General features: G+C 46.5%; 10 protein-coding genes. 6 read left to right on the forward strand and 4 right to left on the reverse strand.

Features of this window, described 5'->3' with window-relative positions:
- Window positions 1-17 precede the first annotated feature (17 nt).
- The 3 genes from LZF95_RS23385 to LZF95_RS23395 all read right to left on the reverse strand — a co-directional run bounded on the left by LZF95_RS23385 (window position 18) and on the right by LZF95_RS23395 (window position 4,855).
- Window positions 18-2,228: a hypothetical protein gene (locus LZF95_RS23385; RefSeq protein WP_233757754.1), complete on the reverse strand. Its 2,211-nt coding sequence runs from the start codon at window positions 2,226-2,228 to the stop codon at window positions 18-20.
- Between the two features lie 283 nt (window positions 2,229-2,511).
- On the reverse strand, window positions 2,512-3,705 hold the full coding sequence (locus LZF95_RS23390; RefSeq protein WP_233757755.1) for an exo-alpha-sialidase: 1,194 nt from the start codon (window positions 3,703-3,705) through the stop codon (window positions 2,512-2,514).
- 79 nt (window positions 3,706-3,784) lie between these two features.
- Entirely contained in the window at window positions 3,785-4,855 is a 1,071-nt protein-coding gene (locus LZF95_RS23395) for a polysaccharide deacetylase family protein (protein WP_233757757.1), read from the reverse strand.
- A gap of 542 nt (window positions 4,856-5,397) precedes the next feature.
- Between LZF95_RS23395 and LZF95_RS23400 the strand changes: the two genes are divergently transcribed.
- The 6 genes from LZF95_RS23400 to LZF95_RS23425 all read left to right on the forward strand — a co-directional run bounded on the left by LZF95_RS23400 (window position 5,398) and on the right by LZF95_RS23425 (window position 16,146).
- Entirely contained in the window at window positions 5,398-6,675 is a 1,278-nt protein-coding gene (locus LZF95_RS23400; RefSeq protein WP_233757758.1) for an MFS transporter, read from the forward strand.
- A complete protein-coding gene (locus LZF95_RS23405; protein ID WP_233757760.1) occupies window positions 6,668-7,843 on the forward strand; it encodes a DNA-binding transcriptional regulator in 1,176 nt (391 codons plus the stop codon). Before LZF95_RS23400 ends, LZF95_RS23405 begins: the two co-directional genes overlap by 8 nt.
- Before the next feature lie 702 nt (window positions 7,844-8,545).
- Complete coding sequence (locus LZF95_RS23410) at window positions 8,546-9,736, forward strand: ATP-binding protein (RefSeq protein ID WP_233757761.1); 1,191 nt, start codon at window positions 8,546-8,548, stop codon at window positions 9,734-9,736.
- Window positions 9,737-10,765: 1,029 nt separating this feature from the next.
- Window positions 10,766-10,963: a hypothetical protein gene (locus LZF95_RS23415; protein WP_233757762.1), complete on the forward strand. Its 198-nt coding sequence runs from the start codon at window positions 10,766-10,768 to the stop codon at window positions 10,961-10,963.
- Window positions 10,964-11,041: 78 nt separating this feature from the next.
- The gene (locus tag LZF95_RS23420) at window positions 11,042-14,434 is read left to right on the forward strand and encodes a SusC/RagA family TonB-linked outer membrane protein (protein WP_233757763.1); all 3,393 of its coding nucleotides are present in this window, start codon (window positions 11,042-11,044) and stop codon (window positions 14,432-14,434) included.
- Between the two features lie 17 nt (window positions 14,435-14,451).
- On the forward strand, window positions 14,452-16,146 hold the full coding sequence (locus LZF95_RS23425) for a SusD/RagB family nutrient-binding outer membrane lipoprotein (protein ID WP_233757764.1): 1,695 nt from the start codon (window positions 14,452-14,454) through the stop codon (window positions 16,144-16,146).
- A 1,131-nt stretch (window positions 16,147-17,277) separates the two neighbouring features.
- Here LZF95_RS23425 and LZF95_RS23430 read toward each other — a convergent pair.
- The coding region (locus LZF95_RS23430) for a hypothetical protein (RefSeq protein WP_233757724.1) at window positions 17,278-17,486 on the reverse strand (209 nt) is incomplete at its 5' end.

Raw genomic sequence — 17,486 nt, forward strand, 5'->3', positions numbered from 1 at the left:
GGGATTTTGGCCGGATATCAATGTATTACACCCAGGTACCTGCCCATCCAATAAGGAAGCAACCAAATATCTCCCGGACTGAAGCTGGATTTTCCACCTCCGTTTCCATCCAGATTAAAGCGATTGGCATTATGCCTAGCTATTTTGGTCTCGGAAGGAGGCAATACCTCGGAGATGCTTTGTCTTCTGAAATTAGCTTCGAGGTTCTGTATATCTTTTCGATGGCTGTTTTTCACGTCCCAGTTGATCAGATCCAGGGGATGCTTCTGCAAGAACCAAATGGATTCCTCCAAATCAAATTCTTCCGGTTGGACTATAGCTGTAATGATATTCCACAAGGGGTCTTTTTCCGGTCTCTCTACCTCCCAGTGATCTAGGATGGCCTGCTTGAATTTTGCTTGCAATCCTGCATCAAAAGTATACCTATAGAGTCCCCAGTATCCTAAAAAGTACATCTCGTCATCAGAATGATTCCAGGCCTCAGAAAGCATTTGGCTGTAAGAATCACTTTCGGCCCCGGCTTCTCCGATGATTTTCATGGGTCTCATTAGGTTTTCTAGATAACCCTCATTCTCCATCAACTCAAAGGCCTTTTCCTTATACTTCTCCTTGCCGGTAAAGTGGTAGGCGGTCTGGAGCATGCTGATGATGTTGGAAGAGTTGAGCTTTCTGTCCCCGACCTGTATGGGGAAGTTGTTGACATATTCAGGATTCCACTTGCCCCATTGAGTAGGTCTTCCGTCAAAATCATACAAATACATGTCATGTTCCAGGATGTGGGACATCAGCGTATCCATCAGTTCTATGGATTTGCTTTTCACCCATTCATCCTCCACAAGCTCCGCAAGTACCCCATAGACAAACATATGACCGATTGCCTCATCGCTGCTGGTGGTGGATTTCCAGTCCCATTCAGGATCCGGTGAATGTTGCCATCTTTCCGGATCAGCCAGTTTCTCTATATACCCGGTCCTTTCAAAAGAGCGGGAAGGAAAACCAGGCACAGGGTTAATGGTGAACAGACGCTCCATGGCCAGCAGGGATTGTCTGATCTGGCTCAGGGCTCCGGGATCTTGGGTCACGGCATAGTTAAAACCCTGGGCAGCTAAATACATGGAGGTCCATAGGCCGTCGTTGTCCGAGTCTTCCAGTCTCCCCGTGGCTATATTTCCCGGCTCTGTTAGTTCAAGTCTAGCGTTAAATCCGTTTCTAAGATGGTTCTTCCGTGTGTATTCGTCGAAATATTCCGCTTTTTCTCCCAAGGTCATTTCCTTTCGGTGTATAGTTGCCAGGCCCTCATTGGTAAGGAGGTAGATTTCCTCCAGGCCAAAGGCAATGTCGTACACCTCCTCACCAGGAAGCCATCTTTCCAAATAGTAGTATTTTATTTCCCCATCAGGAAGTATGGCAAAGGCTCCCTTGCCCGTTCCAAACCAAAGTTCATCTTCCCAACTTTCTACCACCAGGATGTCCGCCCAGGGTATTTTTGTCAATAGGGGGGATTGGGTTTTGGATTGGATGTCATAGATGAAATATCCCGAGTCACTTCCGAGTACCAATTGGTTCTGGGGAAGGAAGTAGGCTAGAGAGCTAAGACCTCGTGCCGATAATTCCTCCTGAAGCTCCCGGGATCCGGGATCAAACTGATAGACTTTTTCTTCGCTCAAGACCCAGAATTTATCCTGGGTGGAATCGTATCGAATGTCCAGGACTTCCTGCGGAACCGACAGTATAAGCGGCTTCTCTATGCTGGGGCCCACATATTGCAATCGCTTACCGTCACTGATCAAAAAATCAAACTGCCGACCTCCTTCGAAGCGATGTGCAGCTGGTAACTCATGCTTCAAAAACAAGCTGCCCGCCCAAGCATTGCTGAATACGCTTTGATCATCCAGGTATATCATTTCGCCCTGGTAACTGTCTATCGCCTTCACTTTTTTGTCAGCCATGGGCAGGTAGGACCGATCAGGCGCCAAAGTTCCCCAAACCTGAAACTGACCTCCTTCCGGACGCAAGAGCTTCATATTTTCCAGAACCTGAACGTTCCCAGCCCGGTTACTGGCCAGGCTTTGTATAGATAGATCGCTGAGTCCCCTTGAATTTATTACCGAATATTCCTGAACAAACGCAGTGTCCTGATATGAACCTCCGCTTCCTGACTGTGCTTTTAGAGTGCTATTGGCCAGTACGATAAAGAGTAGTAAGAATACGTGAAAAATTTTTTTCATCTGTTTACGATTTGTTTATCAATGAATACTATCCTTCCCCAAAGTGGGACGAAGTCTTTTTTTATGATCCGCTTTTATACAGCAATGCTTCGGGAAACATTCACGTCACGACGGCTTCTGTCACTAGTACTGAGCGCAGGTGAAGTAACTTGTACTGAGCGAAGTCGAAGTATCGGTCATCCTTCCGGTAAAGCGATGAAAATACGGCTAGTGGCATCATTTCGGATATACTACAAATGGAATTTTAATTTTATGTCTGCCTGCCATGCGGGTGTTTTCTATGTCAGTGGATTTGCGAGGGATCCAATAGACGATACTGAATGGTTTTCCCCTCGTTTAGGTGTTTGGAGTAGGTGAGGTGAACTAGGCCCTCCCTGTCCTGGATCAAGGCAGGATAGGAATATTTTCCCTCCTGTGCCGGGTCTAGTTCAAGGTATTGGGGCGCGCTCCAGACCTTGCCCTCATCTGATGAAATCCAGAGGGCCAATCGATACCTGCCATCAGGTATATCGTTTCCTACCATCCACCACCTGCCATCCTGAAGTTTTAGCAGTTCCACACTGCCTGTATTCGGGAAGGCCGTTTTTGTGGCGGCTGTCCAGGTCTCACCCCTGTCTCTCGAAACGCTTTGCTGGATCATAGGAGGGGCATCTCCTGCATCACGGAGCATCGCGAGGATATCTCCGTTTTCCTTTTGGATCAATGCAGGTTGTATAGGGCCTTTGCCTACCAGCGGTAAGCTGGGTTTCCAACTTTCTCCCATATCATCAGAAATAGCCATCAGGGATAAATTGAAGCCATCCGAATAAAGTGGTAAAAGTATCCGGTCTTCCATGATGAGAGGCTTAATCCTGGTCATCCATCCCATACTTGTTTTTTTGGAATCTTGGGATGCCTCGATAATCATCGTCTCGTATTCTGGAGCATAGGATGACCATCCCAAATGGGCGGGTGGGAGGTCCTTGATTTTTCGTGAAACTTCCTCCGCAAATTCATCTCCCGGTTTTAAAATAATATTGTCCTGCCAAGTCCATATCGGTGCCCCGGCGGTGCTATAAGAGGTACTTCTTCTCAGCCGAAGTAGGGAGTTTTCCCACTCGTTGGCATTTACGGCGATCCATACCAAGAACAATTCTTCATTTTGATTGAGAAAAAGTACAGGGTTGCAATCTGGTATTCCCGGAGTATCTGCCATCTCAAATGGTTTTGACCAGCCGGATTCCCCTCTTTTTTTCCTTGATCCCATCAACAGTACATCATCCGCCTTTCTTTCTCCCGAACCCTCAAACCATACGCTAAGCAGGTCCCCGCCGGGAAGCGCCACTATACTGCTGGCATGGGTGTGTTTTGCCTGCAAGGGGAATATGGGCTCGTTGAGTAGGGAGGGTACAAGCTTGGCTTGAGCAAATAGGCAAATCGGTGCCATCATCATTCCTATCCACAGGAACGTTGTTTGCCTGAAAAGGCTTCTTAGCATTTTTAATTGATATGTGTATCCGCTTAACCGCACCTATGTTTTTGGAATAATCGTTGGAAAATCATTGCGGACAATCATACTATTTACTGTTTCTCCTACGCTCCATGACTTCCTTCCATGTAGTAAGGATTATTTTTTCCTCTTCAACATAGGCTTTCAATTCAGGTGAAAGCATGGCTTCCAAGTCAGCTTGTCTGGAAGCCCCTGATCCTGAAAACCTTTGGAAATTTTCTGTATTTTCACTGCAATGGACTATGATCATGGCTAGCCCAGGTTCCAGCTGCTCCAGTGTCTCTTTGAATTTCATGATTTTATGCTGGGTCAACTCCCTTTGGGTAAAGGAAACCTTGTCTGGTCTCCAGTCTCCACTGTCCTTGTGAAGGTCATCCAGCACAGGAAATCCCGAACTCCAGATTTTTTCTCCCATAGCCTGGGCTTCACGCAGAACAGCGGGAGTGGGAAGATCCATGCCTTCCTGGTAATTTCCTTCTTTCTTCAATTGCTTTATCATAGCCTGTTGAAAACTTTCAGTGATAAGTTTATTGTTGCCACCCGGGAACATAATCGGGATCTGGTATTCCAATCCTACCTTGAGATAAGTTTCCAGAAATTCCGGGCTGGCAAACAATGTGCCCATATGGGAATCCAGGTGGGTGGGCAAGATGCCGTTTTGCAAGGCACGCTCCACCTGCGCTTTTAATTCCAAATACACTTCCTCTGCGGGGGCATGAGCTACGACTTCCTCTACACTGGGCCAAAAAGAGCCTTCAGGATCCAATAATCCCGGTACCAAAGTCCTACCGGCCAGAGGTTCCCAACGGTAAGTTTTCCATTCAGAGGTGAGCACCAGGTGCAATCCAATATCCATTCCGGGTGTCTCCTTGCTTAATCTCAAAAATGTACCCGCCCAGGGACAGGGCATCATCACGCTACAGGAGGTGGCCACGCCTTCTTGCATTGCCTGAAAAGTGCCCTGATTGGACTCATAGGACATACCGGCATCATCTACATGAAATATAACCACTTTTCTGCCCTCCGGATAGCCCAGCCTTTCAGCATACGTCTTTCCGGATTCGGTCTGGGCAAGTGAAACAGAAAGAGTTGAAACCCAAAGAGCTAGTATTACCTTACTTTTATTGTATAGGCGCATAAGAAATGGGCAGATTTGTGATTGTCATCATTTTTATTTAATCAGTTTAAATTGTAGTGTCCACTTGCCCTTCGGGTCTGTTTTCAACCGAACTCTTCTATCCTGTGGTCAAACCCATATCTTTTTTTGGGTTCCTATTCTTATGTAAAGCAACTCCAACCTCATGACCAATCTACTGGACCACCGCCCGGGGTGGCGTATGCACTCTTTTGTAAATCCTAAACTATAAATGCATTGAATTTCAATAGTAGTACCCCTTATTGTGGAGAATGGACTAATGGTCAATTGGTTTTTCTTTAAATTAAAGAATTGTTAAGCATACAGTTCTGAAAGGATTTTTACCTAAAATTGGACTGAAATCAATACCTTATACAGCCGCCTGCTGCCAGTGAAGTGATCAATGTGTTTTAGGATTTACAAAAAACAGCATTGAACCCTTCCTGTGCTGAGCGAAGTCGAAGCAACGGGCTGCCTCCCGGGGATTTCGGGTTTAACAAAGAAAACATGACAGCTGACATCATTGCGGATAATCAGATAAAAGTATGACAGGAAAAACCAAACGTGGGAAAACGAAGATTCTCTTATTGATTTTTTTGATATTCTTCGTCATATCCCTGATGTCAAATATCCTCGGCCCCATCATCCCTGGGATTATCGACAGTTTTTCCTTAAGCTATGGATTGGCAGGTTTCCTGCCGTTTGCGTTTTTTGTCGCATATGGGGTCATGTCCCTGCCGTCAGGCTTGCTTGTCGAACGCATGGGCGGAAAAAAGGTGTTGTTGCTGGCATTTGCACTGGCCGCAGCCGGTGCCCTGCTGTTTGGTTTTACTCCTAGATTTGGATTTGCGCTGACTTCCTTGTTTATCATCGGATTGGGAATGGCAATGCTGCAGGTGGTGATTAACCCACTGCTGAGGGTGACCGGCGGAGAGGAGCATTTTGCCTTCAATTCTGTTTTGGGGCAGCTCGCATTTGGGTCGGCCTCATTTCTGAGTCCTATGCTATATAGCTATATGGATCAAAACCTATTCTCCGAAACAGCCCCTTACTGGATAGTGCTATTGGAAAATTGGGTGCCTGCCGGGATGAAGTGGGTTTCTGTATATTTTGTCTTTGCCTTGCTGGCCTGTGTGATGCTTGCTCTGATAGGGCTCACACATTTCCCTAAAGTGGAGTTGAAATCCGATGAAAAAATAGAACTGGGCCTTACCCTAAAAAAATTGTTGGGGAAAAGGCTGGTCTGGTTATACTTCCTTGGGATTTTCTCCTACGTGGGCACTGAGCAGGGAATAGCTAACTGGGTGAGTCAGTTTCTACAGGATAATCATGGTGTAGATCCCGGTACAGGAGGGGCTCAGGTCATTTCCTATTTCTGGGGATTGCTGACGATAGGATGTTTGTTTGGCCTGGTGTTGCTAAAATTCCTGGACAGCAGGCTGGTGCTGATCCTGTTTACGGTTGCTGCTATGCTGGCTCTTATTACAGGACTTACCGCACAGGGAAATCTCGCGTTATTTGCTTTTTCCTTTTCCGGGTTTTGTCTCTCAGTGATGTGGTCTATCTTGATTTCCCTGGCACTGAATTCGGTGGATTTTGCCCATGGTACCTTCGCCGGGCTGCTTTGCTCGGGGATTGTAGGCGGTGCGGTAGTCCCCCTCATCGTCGGCAGTTTGGCAGATAGCATAGGGCTGCATGCGGCTATGTTTTTTCTTTTTGTTCCCTTGGGGTACATCTTGTTTATCGGAGTATGGGCCAGGCCATTGGTGAAAAACTCCAGGGTCACATCGTTCAAAGAGCTTTTTGACCGAAACCATGCATAGGGTTATCTTATTGTTGGACTTTGCTGAAGAGTACAGTAAGTTATTGCTGAAGGGGATCTCTGCCTATTCTGCCAGAAACGGCCAATGGTCATTTTGCAGAATGCCCCTTTATTACCGGGAGATGATAGGGGTGAAAGGGATTGCGGACTGGGCCAGGGAATGGAAGGCAAATGGCATCATTGGGCAGCTTTACAACGAGATGGAGGAAGGCTTTCTCGCGGAAGACATCCCGGTTATTGCCCAGGATTTTAAGGAAAGGTTTGAGAAAATCCCCAATATCACCGGATCCTATAGGGAAACCGGCATGATGGGCGCTGAATACTTTTTGAACAAAGGATATTATCATTTCGCGTTTTATGGTTTCAACAATATCGTGTGGTCCAGAGAGCGGGCAGAGGGCTTTGAATCTGCCGTTCAGGAGGCGGGTTATGAGGTGAACTACTATGAGCATAAAAAATCCCACACTGCCGATATGTGGTATTACAAAAGCAAATCACTTAGCAAATGGCTCAAAAATCTCCCCAAACCAGTGGCCTTAATGGCATGTGATGACAACAGAGCAGTCCATATAATCGAGGCCTGCAACCACAATAATATTAAAGTCCCACAGGAGGTGGCCGTTTTGGGAGTGGATAACGATATGACCTTTTGTGAACTCTCAGACCCACAACTGTCCAGTATAGACCTGGATATAGAGCGGGCAGGGTATGAGTCAGCCCGGCTTTTGGATGAAATGATCAGAACAGGGGAAAAAAACATCCGGGATATCATTGTCCCCCCGTTGAAAATCATCACCCGTTCCTCTACCGACATGTATGCCTCCTCGGATGAATATGTGGCGGAAGCCCTGACTTTTATCCACAGGAATATAGATAGCAATATTTTGGTGGATCAGGTGGTCAAAGAAGTTCCGCTTTCCCGCAGAGCCTTGGAAAAGCGTTTTCTGAAGATCACAGGGCAGCCTGTGTACAAGTATATCACCAAGGTCAGGATGGAGAGACTGGCCCAAAAACTCCTCAGTACTGACCAGAGTGTGTTTGAGCTGGCATTGGATTTGGGCTTTCAGGATAGTAATAACCTTGCTAGGCAGTTCAGGCAACTGACCGGATTTGCCCCTGGGGAGTATAGGAAGCGGTTTGGGAGCAACACTACCTCCTTCAAAAGGTAAGAATAGGTTGTGCCAGTTTCCAGTCGCAGTGATCAGTATCAAGTATCAAGTATCAAGAATCAAGAGCCAAGAGCCAAGAGCCAAGAACCAAGAGACAAGCCTGCCTGCCGTAGGTAGGAATTACGAGTAGGTTGGATTATAGACTTTCAGCTTTCTCACTTCAGCTTTCAGACTTTATTTCTGCCTCCTGCGACTGAGATCCGCCACCGTTCGTGTCTCACGAACGGTCTATTACCTGCCATAATGGGTTTTGTTCATTTCGTCCTTCGTCCTCGCAAAGACGGTGCTGACACCGGACACCCCACATCTGTCACCCAGCACCCCACTGTCTTCGGTCTCCGGTCTTCCGTCTTCCGTCTCCCAACACCGATTGCGTCATTTCCACCCCTCGGACTTGACACTCCTTTCCATAAGGACTGTGTGCTCCGAGGGCAATGGCCATGATTCTAATTGAATCCCCGGGTTAAAACCCGGGGCTACAAAATCTATCATGCCTACGGCATTGCTCATTTACACAGGATTTTAGAAATAAACTTCCCACTGTCTTCCGTCTCCGGTCTCCTGTCTTCGGTCACCCAACACCCGACATTGGTCACCCAACACCCCTCCTCCCTAACATGGATATAGACAGACTACTAATTTAAATAATGTACATTGTAGTGAACAAAATTTCTATATCTTTGTTTATTGTAATATACAATTATGCAGGAGTTATTTAGTTTACATCAAAAACTTTTAAGAAATACTTCACTGGATTTTCAGAGAAGTTTACTTGCATCTATCCGTTGGGAAAATAGATTGATAGGCATTACCGGAGCGAGAGGAGTGGGCAAAACCACCATGCTGCTCCAATATCTGAAAAAGCAGTTTGGAGAAGGTGATAGTACAGTGCTTTTTGTGTCATTGGACCATTTTTGGTTTTCTGCCAATAGCCTTTTGGACCTTGCGGATCAATTTACCAAAATGGGAGGGAAGGTTTTGGTTTTGGATGAAGTTCATAAATATCCTGACTGGTCCAGGCAATTGAAGAATATCTATGATTTTTATCCTGAGCTGAAAGTTATTTTCACGGGATCCTCCTTATTGGAAATACTGAATTCCGCAGCAGATTTGAGTAGAAGGGCATTGATATATCAGCTTAGCGGACTCTCTTTGAGGGAATATATAAACTTGGAAACTGACTTAAAGCTTCCAATACTGAAAATGGAGGATATTTTAGACCGACATGTGGAGCTAAGCAATGAACTCCTCACGGGTTTTCGCCCTTTTCAATACTTCAAGGATTATTTGAAAAAGGGTTATTATCCTTTTTCACGGGCGTTTGGAGAGCTATATGAGCAGCAACTTACTGCGGTGGTAAATTTGGTGCTGGAGGTTGAACTGCCCCAGCTCAGAAAATTTGATGTTGCTTATGTTCCTAAAATCAAACAATTACTGGCAATTATTGCTGATTCTGTTCCCTTTGTGCCCAATGTCACTAAGCTTGGACAGAAAATCGGGATAAACAGAACTACTCTTTTAACCTACTTTCATTATTTGGACCAAAGTAAATTGACCAAGAACCTTTACCAGTCCACAGAAGGTATTTCATTGTTACAAAAACCGTCCAAGTTATATCTGGAAAACACTAATCTGGCTTTTGCGCTAGGAAAAAATGTAGATATAGGTAATCTAAGAGAAACCTTCTTTTTGAATCAGGTGGGCTATCATCATAAAGTTGTATTGCCTCCAAAAGGAGATTTCCTGATCAATAAGAGCTGGAATATAGAAGTTGGGGGAGCTGGAAAATCGTTGTCTAAAGCAGGATTGGATAGCGGATTTATTGCTGCCGATGATATTGAAACCGGTTTTGGATCTAAAATACCTCTTTGGCTCTTTGGCTTTCTTTATTAGTATGACAAATACCCGTCTGAGTGTAGAAAATGCGTGAAACGGTGTGTATGCCTGTGACTGGATCGGACAGCAGTCGTAGTGATTAGTATCAAGTATCAAGTAGCAAGTATCAAGTAGCAAGTATCAAGAACCAAGAGTCAAGAACTAAGTGACACGAACCAAGAGAGAAGAGTCAAGAGCCAGGAAAGAGCAAAAGATTAAGTTGTAAGAGTTGGTCCACTGCCCAAGATCCTCTTTAGAATACTATCAAAGGGCTGGGTGGAAAAGACAGCAAGGTTACCAAGAGCTCTACAGGAGCGGGATATCCAGTCGCAGTGATCAGACGCAAGAATCAAGAGCCGAGAGCCGAGAACCAAGAGATAAGCCTGCCTACCGTAGTTAGGAATTACGAGTAGGTTGGATTATAGACTTTCAGCTTTCTCACTTCAGCTTTCAGACTTTATTTCTGCCTCCTGCGACTGAGATCCGCCACCGTTCGTGTCTCACGAACGGTCTATTAACTGCCATAATGGGTTTTGTTCATTTCGTCCTTCGTCCTCGCAAAGACGGTGCTGACACCGGACACCCCACATCTGTCACCCAGCACCCCACTGTCTTCGGTCTCCGGTCTTCCGTCTTCCGTCTCCCAACACCGATTGCGTCATTTCCACCCCTCGGACTTGACACTCCTTTCCATAAGGACTGTGTGCTCCGAGGGCAATGGCCATGATTCCAATTGAATCCCCGGGTTAAAACCCGGGGCTACAAAATCTATCATGCCTACGGCATTGCTCGTTTACACAGGATTTTAGAAATAAACTTCCCACTGTCTTCGGTCACCCAACACCCGACATCGGACATCCGGCATCGGACATCCGGCGTCCGGCATCCGGCATCGGTCACCCAACATCCCACTTACCCCCCCATCTCTGTGTTTTCAAATTGTTATCAACTTCCTGATAACCCAAACCATAAATTAACAAACTGGTAATCAGTAGCTAGGTAGTCCGTTTTTTAATGTCCGGGGTAGTATCCATGAAGGTACAGCCTATGAAAAATCCTAGCATCAGGGAATTGATTGGAAAATTAGCCAATGGTGAGATATCCAAAGAAGAGTTTGATCTGTTTCTGGAAAAAATAAAATCAGAAACAGATTCCATGGATATCGACCAGGCTTTTCAGGAAATTTTTGATGTACTGGATCCGGATGGGAAAGATACCGACCCAACCGATCAATCTAATGAATAATTAATAGGACAGGTATGAAATAGCCAAACCTGCCGATAGGCAGGTGTGACCATTAAAAAAACAAACTATAAACAGAAGATGAAACAATTTTCCAAAATCAAACCCGTCAAGATCCTCAGGAGAGTTCCCCTGGTCTTTGGCATCATCATGGGCACATTTGCACATGTCTCAGCGATAAGCCCTCACCCCCCTGTGCTATTGGAGGAGATCCAGGCACAGCAGGTGCGGGGTAAAATAGTCTCCAGTATAGACGGTTCACCCCTCCCGGGAGTCACTGTGCTGGAAAAAGGCACCTCTAATGGCACTGTCACCGAGATTAACGGCACCTATACCTTAAATGTGGCCGGGCCTGCCGCGGTACTGGTGTTTTCATTCGTGGGTTTTGATTCCCAGGAAATCACAGTGGGAAACCAATCTACGATAGATGTGTCCATGTCCGAAACCGCAACAGATATGTCTGAAGTAGTGGTGACTGCCTTGGGCATCAAGCGGGACCAGCGCTCACTCGGATACGATGTCTCCAATGTAAAAGGGGAGGAACTGACCCAGGTATCACAGGAAAACGTGCTCAGTTCCCTTTCCGGGAGAATGCCCGGGGTCACCATAAACCAGACCTCCGGCCCGGGATCTTCCATGAGTATGGTCATACGGGGAGCTACATCCCTGACCACGGATAATCAGCCCCTGTTTGTGGTGGATGGCGTCCCCATGTCCAATTCCCTGAACAATATCAGGCAAAACGGGGACGGAAACCAGGTGGATTACGGCAATGCGATCTCGGATATCAACCCCGACGATATAGAGAGCATCTCTGTGCTGAAAGGCCCTAGTGCGGCGGCACTTTATGGCACCCGTGCCGGAAATGGTGTGGTGATCATTACCACCAAGTCGGGCAAAGCCGGTAAGACCATGGGAATATCTTTCTCTACCAGCAATGTTTTTGAAAGGCCTACACGCCTGCTGGATTTTCATTATAAGTATGCCAATGGCAACCGTAACGGGGTATTCAATGAGGGTTCGGCCTACTGGGGCGGACCGGATCTGGATGTGGGCAACAAAGCTATTCAGTGGAATAGTCCCTTGGATGAAAACGGGGATCCCGTGCCCACCGATCTGATATCCTATCCCAACGCCATGAAGGACTTTATGCAGACAGGGATCACTTCCACCAATAATATCGCACTGGATGGAGGCTCGGATCAGACCACCTATAGAATTTCATATTCCAACATGCTGCATAGGGGCATGATACCCAATTCTGACCTTTTCAGAAACAGCTACTCTACTTCCATCAGCCACAAGATCTTACCCCAACTGACCTTCAGCTCGAATTTCAACTATACCAACAGCAAATCCAATGACCGTCCGAGTACAGGCGATAGAAGAGCAAATCCACTTGAGGCGGTTTATGCCAGCCCTTACGTGGACTATAATCAGATGCGCGGTATCTGGGTCCCTGGGCAGGAAGGTGTCCAGCAGATCAGGACCGCTGCCGGGGACAATCCTTATTTTATCGCCTACGGAATGGAAAACGCTTTTGTGAGGGATAGGATTTATGGAAATGTGTCCCTGGATTATCAGCTCTCCGATTCCTTCAACTTCCGGGTGAGATATTCCCTGGATAGGTCTGATGAGGAACTGGAAACCAAAATCCCCTTCAGCTACAGCAGAATGGCCAGGGGAGGCTACTACATCTCTGATATCCTCACTCAGGAATCCAACGCGGATTTTCTGGTTTCCTGGATGGATGATTTTGGTGACCTGGACATCAATGCATCTTTGGGCGGGAATATTATGAACAGGTTTGGTAAAAGCACCAACGTGGGCGTAGGAGGGGACCGGAACAACGGCCTGGTAATCCCCGGTATCTATAATGTGCAGAACATCCCCGCTGATAATAGGTCCATGGACAACGGTTACTTTGAAAAAGGGATTTACTCCATCTATGGATTGGTATCCCTTGGATATGCAGACCAATTGTATTTGGATGTTACAGCCAGAAATGACTGGTCATCCACCTTGCCGGCAGACAACAGGTCCTACTTTTACCCTTCTGCCTCGCTGAGCTGGTTGGCTAATTATACCCTTGGTTTGACAGAGAAAATTGACATGCTGAAGTTCAGGTTTGGCTGGGCACAGGTGGGCAACGATACCGGCCCGTACAATCTCGTGCCTAACCTGGGCACAGGATTGTACAATTCCATAAATACGGCAAGTATGCCCTCAGGTATTTTAAACCCGGATCTGAAACCCGAGGAAGCTACATCCTACGAGGGCGGCGTGGACCTTAATATGTACAGCAACAGGCTGAGGTTCTCCGCCACCATTTACCAGATAGACAACAGAAACCAGATTTTTTCGGTAAACCTTCCTTCTTCTTCGGGATACTCAGGCCGTCTGATCAATGCGGGGCTGATCCGCAGCAAGGGAATTGAACTCGCTCTGGGAGGTACGCTGATCAGCAAAGGGGATTTCTCATGGGATGTGGACCTGAACTGGAGCAGAAACAGAACATCTGTGATAGAATTGGCAGAGGGCCTGGACAGGATCACCTTATGGTCTGAAAACGGGGGAGGTGCGATCACATTTGTGGGAGAGGAAATCGGCAACATGTACAGCAGAAGCTATGCTTCGGTAAAGGATCCTAATTCTCCCTACTATAGATGGCCCGTGCTTTCCAATGCAGGATCCTGGCAAGAACTATCGGGAACCGAAAACCTAAAGAAAGTAGGAAACTTCAACCCGGACTTCCAAATGGGACTCCAGACTACCTTATCTATCAAAAACTTTGTCATCGGGGCAAGTTTGGATTGGAGGCATGGTGGGGAGTTCATGTCATTTACTTATAGGTATGGGGAGTCTGACTGGAAATCCCAGCGACAGATAGACAACCTGATACCCGGAAGTCTTTACTCAGTCGATGAATTGATAGCCATGATGAAGGCTGATCCTGAGCGGTACATCATTCCCACTATGGGCAATTACCCTAGAGTTGGTGGCTATACAGCGGCCACTGGGGGATACTATGTCGATGAAAACGGGAGTGATGGGGCATTTGTCCCCGGCGTGATCCAGGTCGCAGGCGCGGATACCCCGGATGATTACAGTGACGACGTTTACGAGGAACACCTCGGCGGAGAAGGGACTAATATTTATCCCATCACCAATACCTACCCTTGGGGATTCAACGAGCAGATCACCTTCGACGCCAGTTTTATCAAGCTAAGGGAATTAAGCATAGGCTATAGGTTCCCTAATCTGGGCAAATTCAGAAACGCGACTTTCTCCATCTATACCAGAAACCTTATGCTTTGGACCAAGGCAGACATAGGAGTGGATCCGGAAAGGGCTTTCTGGGCTAACAGTGACACTCAAGGAAACACCTCCTCGCAGTTCCGTCAAGGGATTGAGCGTCAGAATGTAATGCCCTGGAGCTTTCCTATAGGCTTCAAATTGAATTTTAATCTTTAATCTCAAATCACCGCATCATGGAAATTACATCTAAAATTTATAAGGGATTCTTGATGGCATTGATTTGCTGCCTGGGATTCGCAGGCTGCGATGACAAGCTTGATGAGATGAACGTCAACCCCTATGGCATAGATCCCGCAGAAGTAAACCCTAATCTGCTTATGCCTTCTGTCTTGGCCGCGGCAGCCCAAAGCTATGCCAACCTGGGGGTAAATGACATGGCAGGTGCCGTGCAGCATACACAGAAAAACGGCTGGTATGATGGGCATAACAACTATGGCTGGGAAAACATGAACTGGACAGGATGGTATAATATTCTGAGAAATAATGAGCTGCTTTACAAAAGAGCCGTAGAGCTGGATAACGATTATTTTACGGCTGTGTCTTTGACCATGAAGTCCTTTGTCTTTGGCAATATCACCGATCTCTGGGGAGATGCGCCCTACACTGACGCACTTAAAGGCGACCAGGCTTCAGTGGAATTGCAGTTTCCCAAGTTTGATGGTCAGGAAGTGATTTATGACGGGATCATCGCCGATTTGCAGACGGCGGTTTCCCTTTTCGGCACGGCGGGAAATGATGCCGTAACTCCGGCAAACGACCTCTATTATGGCGGAAATGCCGCAGGTTGGAAGCGCTTTGCCAACTCCCTCTTGCTTCGCTATTACATGAGGATTTCCGAAAAAAAACCTGATGTGGCCAAGGCGGGGATTGAAGCGGTCTATGCCTCTGGGGAGTATATACAAAACGTGTCCCAGGATGCTGTGTTGGACTATACCGGAGGAGCCAGTGATATCTGGATCACCCGCCACATCCCCTTAAACCCGGATGATTTCCAACGTTATCAGGCTTGCCAGACCTTTATTGATCAGCTTATGGGAACAAATGATCCCAGACTTGCGGTATGGTTTGCTCCTGTGCGGGTCAGATGGGAGGCGGATGAGTCATTGGCGGTGGCTTCAGAGGACTTCATCAGAAATGACGGGGAGCCTTTAGGGGTAGTGACTTACCCATTTGATGATTTTGTAAACCAGTACCCAGATGAACACTTTACCCGAAAATACAATCCTTACCTGGTAGCATACAATGATGCGGAATACGTGGGTTTGCCTCCCTCACTTTTGGTGCCGGAATCCTACAATGGTAACCCATCTCCCGGGCAAGGCACCCAAAACCAGCATGTCTCCCAGCTGGCGGATATATATCAGTCCGCGGGAGCCGCGGGGGATATCCTGAAAGCAAGATTGATCTCCTCCGCAGAGGTCAGCTTTATTTTTGCCGAAGCGGCACTAAAGGGATGGAGTGTGGGATCCGCCGAGCAGCATTATTATGAGGGTATCCTCAAATCCTTGACAGTATGGGGTAAATCGGACGATTATGAGGGTTTTATAGCGGAAGATGAGGTTGCTTTTGATGGTAGTCTGGAGCAGATAATCGAGCAAAAATGGGTTGCAAGCTGGACAGCGGCCACCGAGGCTTTTGCCGACTACAGGCGTACCGGCTACCCTAAGCTGGTAACAGGCCCCCAGTCCCCACAGCCCCGTGTCGCATTGAGATTCCAGTATGGAGATGATGAGTACAACAACAATTCGGAGAGTATCACAGGAGCATTGGATAGGCTGCAACTGACGGACTATTCCGGCAGTTTTGGTAAAGACAGCCAATGGTCCAAGTCCTGGCTCTATCAGGGAACTTCCGCCCCCTGGGACTAAAGCCAGGGACATTCAATCAACACTGCCTCCATATCCAGAAGATGTGGAGGCTTTTTTTGGCCCATGCCGTCCCGACCACCGCCGATCAAGTCATCAATTAACTGAAACACTTCGAAACCCCTACGTCATTTCGATCGGCCGGGGCGGAGCAGAAATCTCTATGTAGAGCCAAGAATCTGGAGTTTTCGTGGGACGCTAGGCTTTCAGCCTTCTCACTCTAGCTTTCAGATTTTCTTTAACAACTTACCACTGTGACCACTCCTTACGCCCGACACCCGACATCCAACACCCAACATTATCCCTCCCATAATTTGCTTTTTAAAATCAACCGAGTAAATTTATTACTCAGTCTTTTGTGTAGTCATTTCGAGCGAAGGGAGAAATCTCCAATAACCTGAGTAGCAGGATCCCCCTCTTACCCTCCAACTTTAATCATTTGGGAGTGAGCAGGCGAAGCTGTGTTTGGGAAGTAAGAAGTGTCGCAGTCGCAGTCACAGTATCAAGTAGCTAGAATCAAGATATTAGAGCCAAGACCTTAGAGCCAAGATAGTAGGAGGTGACAAGTAAGAAGTATCCCAGTTGAAGTTATCAGCACGGTATTTAACATTTAACATTTAACATTTAACCTTTAACTTTTAACTTTTAACCACTAACCACTGACCACCTCCAACTTCTAACCTTCCCAGTCGCCAGTCATCAGTATCAAGTATCAAGTAGCTAGAATCAAGAGCCGAGAGCCGAGATTCAAGAACCAAGATGTTAAATCGAAGATGACAGAGCCAAGATAGTAGGAGGTGAAAAGTAAGAAGTATCCCAGTTGAAGTTATCAGCACGGTATTTAACATTTAACATTTAACATTTAACATTTAACCTTTAACCTTTAACTTTTAACCACTAACCACTGACCACCTCCAACTTCTGACCTTCCCAGTCGCCAGTCATCAGTATCAAGTATCAAGTAGCTAGAATCAAGATGTTAGAGCCAAGACCTTAGAGCCAAGATAGTAGGAGGTGAAAAGTAAGAAGTATCCCAGTTGAAGTTATCAGCACGGTATTTAACATTTAACCTTTAACCTTTAACTTTTAACCTTTGACTTTGCCTGAAAATGGTTGTCACTTATCTGTCAAGTGTCAAGTTATAATTTGTATTTTGATTTCATTCCTTTTCCTCGGTTGCTCGGGTATTCTTGGTTTGAGTTTTAAGTTATAATTAGTGGAAATCTTGTCTTTTTTCAGCAATGTTCGGAACTGGACCGGGGAGATATTTCCCAGAGCCTTCTTTTTTCTTCGGGTGTTATGATCTTTGATTGCCTTTAATTGGCATTCCTTTAACTCCTTAA

Origin of the sequence: Algoriphagus sp. AGSA1 (genome assembly GCF_021390545.1) — a bacterium.
In the GTDB taxonomy this organism is placed as follows: domain Bacteria; phylum Bacteroidota; class Bacteroidia; order Cytophagales; family Cyclobacteriaceae; genus Algoriphagus.